Genomic DNA, 5,318 nt, shown 5'->3' with positions numbered 1-5,318 from the left:
CGACGACGATCTTCGCGGAGGTGGTGGCACGCGTGGCGGCCGCGGGGCTAGAGCTTGCGAAGTCCACTGAGGACCCTTTCGAGCAGCGTGACGTCGGGCTGGTTGCCGGATTCGCCCCCGGCGGCGGGCTGGTGGATGGCGACGAGGCCGGCTTCGGCGAGGTCGGCCACGAGGATCCGGGCCACCCCCAGCGGAAGACTCAGCAGGGCCGAGACCTCGGCCACCGACTTGACCTCGTCCGCGCAGAGCGTGCAGATCCGCTGGTGCTCGGGCAGCAGGGTGGCCAACCGCGCCGGCTCGACGCTGGCGGAGACCAGGGCCTCCAGGGCCAGTTCGTAGCGCGGGCGGGTTCGGCCGCCGGTCATCGCGAAGGGGCGGATCAGCGGGCCGCTGTCCTGCTCCTCCGGATCCTCGTACCCTGTCGGCTCCGGGCGGTGCGGGACGCCGCGGCCCTGCGTGGGCTGCTGGTCCCGGCGTCCGTAAGGCGCCGGACCCTGCTGGTGCTGACCGTACTGGTGCTGGCCGTACTGCGGGGGACCCGGCGGGGACTGGTCCTGCTGGGGCTGGCCGTAGCTCTGACCGTGGCCGGCGCCGGGGGATCCGAAGGCGTCATGCCCGGTGCCAGGGTACGGAACACCGTATTGGCCTGTGTGGTCGTCGGGCGGTGTCACGGTTCCTCTCCTCACAAGGTGCGGCATTGCGGTGCAAGGGTGCTGGCGCAGCCTCAGGTGGGGCCGAAGCTGGTGGTGCGAGGGGCCGTACAACGCCCGATTCCGAGCCCGCAGGATGCGGGCTCGGAAAGGGCGGTCGGGGTACTGCGTTGGGTACTGCATCGGGCAATGCGTTGGGTACTACAAGTACTACGTGGTGGATGACGGTCCGTCACCGGGGTGCCGTCCGACGCTCCGTCAGTGCAGAAGGCTGCCTTGGAGTTCGGCGCGCAGGGCCGGCGTGAGCACGGCTCCGGCGCGGTCGACGAGCAGCGCCATCTCGTAGCCGACCAGGCCGATGTCCGAGTCGGGCGAGGCGAGGACGGCCAGCGAGGAACCGTCCGAGACCGCCATCAGGAAGAGGAAGCCGCGCTCCATCTCCACGACGGTCTGGTTGACGTCGCCGCCCTCGAAGATCCGGCTGGCGCCGGAGGTGAGGGAGGTGAGGCCGGAGGCGACGGCGGCGAGCTGGTCGGCGCGGTCACGGGGGAAGCCTTCGGACATGGCGAGCAGGAGACCGTCGGCTGAGACCACCACTGTGTGCGACACCCCGGGGGTGTTGTCCACGAAATTGGTGATCAGCCAGTTCAGGTTCTGTGCGGCCTGACTCATCTGACTCAACTCATCGCTCCTGGTGGTTCGAGCCGCCGAAGAGATCGGTGCTGCTGTTCTGCTGATCCTGCCCGGATCGAGGGCCCTGGTTGGGGTCGATCCGGAAACTTCCGGTGGCGCCCGGGTCGCCGCTCGCGCTGCGACCCTGCTCGACGCCGCGGCGCAGGTTGGTGAGCCGGCCCCGGACCTCTTCCGGGTTACGGGAGACCTGGGGGCCTTCCTGCGTGGCCGACTTGGCGTTGCCGGCCACCAGGTTCTGCTTGGGGACCCGGCGCGGCAGCCCGGAGGGCGTCACCCCGCCGGCGGCCGGCTCGCGCAACTGCTCGGCGCGCTGCCAGTCCTCGTCGTTGCTGGACTGCCAGCTGCTCGGTCCGGTCGGGCCGGAGCCGCCGAGTCCGGACACCTGGTGGCCGCGGATCACCGGCTCCTCGACCGAGGAGTTGTGGTCCTTGGCGCCGGTGAACCAGTTGGGCTGCTCGCCGCCGTCCGGGCTGCCGATCGCCCGCGCCCCGAGGGGGCCGCCGGTGCTCAGCTGCTGGCCGGGGCGCCGGGTCGGCAGGCCGCCGCCGTTCGCGGTGGGCTCGGCGGCCGGCAGTGCGGGGGTCTCCGCCTGGTACGGGTGTCCGGCGGCCACCTCCGGCCGCTGGCCGCGGGTGTCCTGGGCGGCCGGCTGGAAGCCGTCGAAGCGGTCGGGCTGCTGGCCGGCCGGCGCGAACGGGTTCCGGCCGTAGCCGTCGTTCGCCTGCTGCTGACCGAACTGACCCTCGTCGTAGGACTGGTAGCCCTGCTCGGCGTACGGCTGGTCGCTGTAGTAGCCGCCCTGGTAGCCCTGCTGGCCGTAGTCCTGGCCACCGTTCTGCTGGTAGCCCTGCTCGGGGTACTGCTGGTCGGCGTAGTAGCCGCCCTGGTAGCCCTGCTGGCCGTACTGCTGGTCACCGTACGGCTGCTGCTGGCCGTACTGCTGGTCGCCGTACTGCTCGGACTCGACCTCGGCCTCGACGAACTCCGCTTCCACGAAGTCCGGCTCGCCGCCCTGACCGGGCAGGTCGGGCTCGTCCTGGCCGGGTTCGAGCGCCGTGCGGCGGCGCTGGTCGAGCCGGTGCGAGCGCTGCATCGAGTCCAGCGCGGGGCTGAAGCCGCCCGCGCTGCCGCCGGTGACCGCGAGGTTGTCGTCGAAGCCGAGCTCCGCAGCGCTGCGCGGGGCGCCGTACTGCTCCTGCTCCCAGCTGGTCTGCGGCTGCTCCTGCTCGGAGAAGATCCGGGAGACCGTGAACTCCTCGTCCGGCTCCGGCATCGCCCGGTTCTGGGTGAGCGGGGCCGGGAGCATGACCAGCGAGGTGGTGCCGGCCGACTCGCCCGAGGGGCGGAGCTGGACCCGGATGTCGTGGCGGTCGGACAGCCGGCCGACCACGAACAGGCCCATCCGGCGGGAGATCGCGGCGTCGACGGTGGGCGGCTCGGCCAGCTTCTCGTTGATCTCGGCGAAGTCCTCGGCGGTGAGGCCGATGCCCTTGTCGTGGATCTCGACCAGCACGCGGCCGTCCGGCAGGCCGGTCGCCGTCACGGTGACGCGGGTCTGCGGGCTGGAGAACGAGGTGGCGTTCTCCAGCAGCTCGGCGAGCAGGTGGACGAGGTCGGTCACGGCGGCGCCGATGACCTCGGTCTCCGGGATCCCGGAGAGCTCGATGCGCTCGTACTGCTCCACCTCGGAGGCGGCGGCGCGCAGCACGTCGACCAGCGGCACCGGGGTGTTCCAGCGGCGGCCCGGCTCCTCACCGGCGAGGACCAGGAGGTTCTCACCGTTGCGGCGCATACGGGTGGCGAGGTGGTCCAGCTTGAAGAGGTTCTCCAGCTGGTCCGGGTCGGCCTCGTTGTTCTCCAGGTCGGTGATCAGCGCCAGCTGGCGCTGGATCAGGCTCTGGCTGCGGCGCGAGAGGTTGGAGAAGATCGCGTTCAGGTTGCCTCGGAGCAGGGCCTGCTCGGCGGCGAGCGAGACGGCCTGGCTGTGGACCTGGTCGAACGCGCGGGCCACCTCGCCGATCTCGTCCTTGCCCCAGAGCGGGATCTTCTCGACGTTGGTGTCCACCCGGTCCGGGTCGGTCTTGGAGAGCTTCTCGACCAGGTCCGGCAGACGGTGGTTGGCGATGTCCAGCGCGGCGCTGTTCAGGGTCCGCATGCCGAGGATCATCGAGCGGGCGATGAAGCCGGTGAGCAGACCGGCCAGCGCCAGCGAGATGATCACGATCGCCGAGTTGAGGATGGCGTCGCTCTGCGCGTTGTCCTTCTCCGCGGTGGCGTCGGCCACGACGCTGGCGAGCAGCTGGGACTCGGTGGAGCGCAGCGGGGTGATGTGGCTGTCGGTGGCCTGCAGCCAGTTCGCCGGGGTCAGGCCGTCGTCCTGGGCGCCCTTGGCCGCGGCCTCGGCGGCGGCCTGCCCGTTGCTGAAGCCGAGCGAGGCGGCCTGGGTGTACGCCAGACCGACGTTCATCAGGCCTTCCATGGTCGGCACGGTGGTGCCGTCCGGCATCCGCAGCGGCGAGCGCTGGTCGGCATCGGCCTGGACGACCTGGGTGTCCGCGTAGGTCTTGGCGTCCACCGGGTTGGTGCCGTTCTGGAACTCGGTGATCGCCACCTGCTCCAGCTTCGCCGAGACCAGCAGCTGCTGGATCATCTCGGTGTTCTCCCAGCGGGAGACCTGCTGGGTGCTGGCACCGACCAGCAGGGTCAGCATCAGGGCCCGCTGGTTGGAGGCCGAGGCCTTGGCCAGCGAGATGGCGTAGATGCTGCGGCCACGGCTGACGCCTGCGGCGGAGCCGTTACCGACCGAGTTGTCGAAGGAGAGCAGCGGGTCGATCAGCGCCTCGTAGGCGGCCGAGGTGGCGGTGGCGAACAGCTCCGGCTTGTCGGCGTTGGCGCGCAGGTGCGCCAGGTTGCTGACCGAGCCCTCGAAGGAGGCGTCACGGCCGGCCAGGTCGGCGTCCTTGTCCGGGGCGATCCGGGCGTAGGCGGCCTTGTAGGCGACCAGCGCCTTGTCGGTCGCCGCACGGTACTTGGCCACCAGGCCCTGCGGGTCCTGCCCGCTCATCAGGGGTATGACGGAGAGGTCGCGCTCGGTCTCCAGCGCGTCGGCCAGCTCGGTGGCGGCCTGCGCGAGCTCGGCGGCCTTCTCCGAGTGGGTGGCCTTGGTGTAGCTGTCGAACGAGGTGTTGACGCGCAGACCGCCGAAGACCAGGCCGATGATGACCGGGATCAGCAGAATGGCGACCAGCCGCGTCGGCACACGCCAGTTGCGGAAGGCCAGGAACTCGTACCGGCCGCCGGCCGTTGGCCGATCGCCGGAGCTGTCCGGGGCAGGGGGGCCCGAGCTCTTGCGTGCTCCGGTGATTCCGGGCGTGGGGCGCTCGGTGCTCGCCGCGAAAGCGGAGAACCCGGCAGTGCCCTGGCCGTTACCGTCGGTCTCGCGGGGCTCGGAGCGCCGCTGCGGGGTGACTGGCTGCTTACGCCTCACTCGACAACAACCTCTCGGCCGACTGGCGGCCATGGATCAATCCAGCGGCTTCCCCTGGCCGCAGCGCTCCGCTGGGTGGAACTGCCTAGCTGGACTTCGGGGTAGCTGGAATTTCAGCACGTGCAGGGATTCAGGACAAACAGCCCTGGTGGTCCGGCTTTCGGCGCTCAATTGGGACATTTCCCCACATGAGCGTGCAAACTCTCCGGCATCGTGAGCCGAACGAATCAGGACGACTACGAAGTGTGACGAAAACGTCCGAAATGCCCACCGAACCGTTATGCGATACACAGCGGGGAACTCCGGCCTCCGGAGCCCCCGCTGAGAGTCGGGTTCGGTTTAGCGGAGGCGGGCGAGGAGCGGGCCCCTCCTCATCGGAGGCGGGCGAGGAGCGGGCCCCTCCTCATCGGAGGCGGGCGAGGAGGGCGTGTTCGACGAGGGTGATGAGGGCGCTTTTGGCGCTGTCTCGGCGGCGTGCGTCGAGGGTG

General features: G+C 70.5%; 3 protein-coding genes and 1 pseudogene. All 4 read right to left on the bottom strand.

Annotated features, from left to right (window positions below):
* Nucleotides 1-47: 47 nt before the first annotated feature.
* Nucleotides 48-671, bottom strand: coding sequence for a DUF742 domain-containing protein (locus P3T37_RS36885; protein ID WP_280728338.1), 624 nt, complete (start codon nt 669-671; stop codon nt 48-50).
* Between the two features lie 237 nt (nt 672-908).
* Complete coding sequence (locus P3T37_RS36880; protein ID WP_035797811.1) at nt 909-1,322, bottom strand: roadblock/LC7 domain-containing protein; 414 nt, start codon at nt 1,320-1,322, stop codon at nt 909-911.
* 10 nt (nt 1,323-1,332) lie between these two features.
* Nucleotides 1,333-4,830, bottom strand: coding sequence for a nitrate- and nitrite sensing domain-containing protein (locus P3T37_RS36875; RefSeq protein ID WP_280728337.1), 3,498 nt, complete (start codon nt 4,828-4,830; stop codon nt 1,333-1,335).
* A gap of 403 nt (nt 4,831-5,233) precedes the next feature.
* Nucleotides 5,234-5,318, bottom strand: a pseudogene (locus P3T37_RS36870) (ATP-binding protein); the annotation flags it as partial.

Source organism: Kitasatospora sp. MAA4, from assembly GCF_029893355.1.
Classification (GTDB): domain Bacteria; phylum Actinomycetota; class Actinomycetes; order Streptomycetales; family Streptomycetaceae; genus Kitasatospora.
Note: the sequence above shows the minus strand (reverse complement) of the source record. Positions and strands in the feature narration are given on the sequence as shown.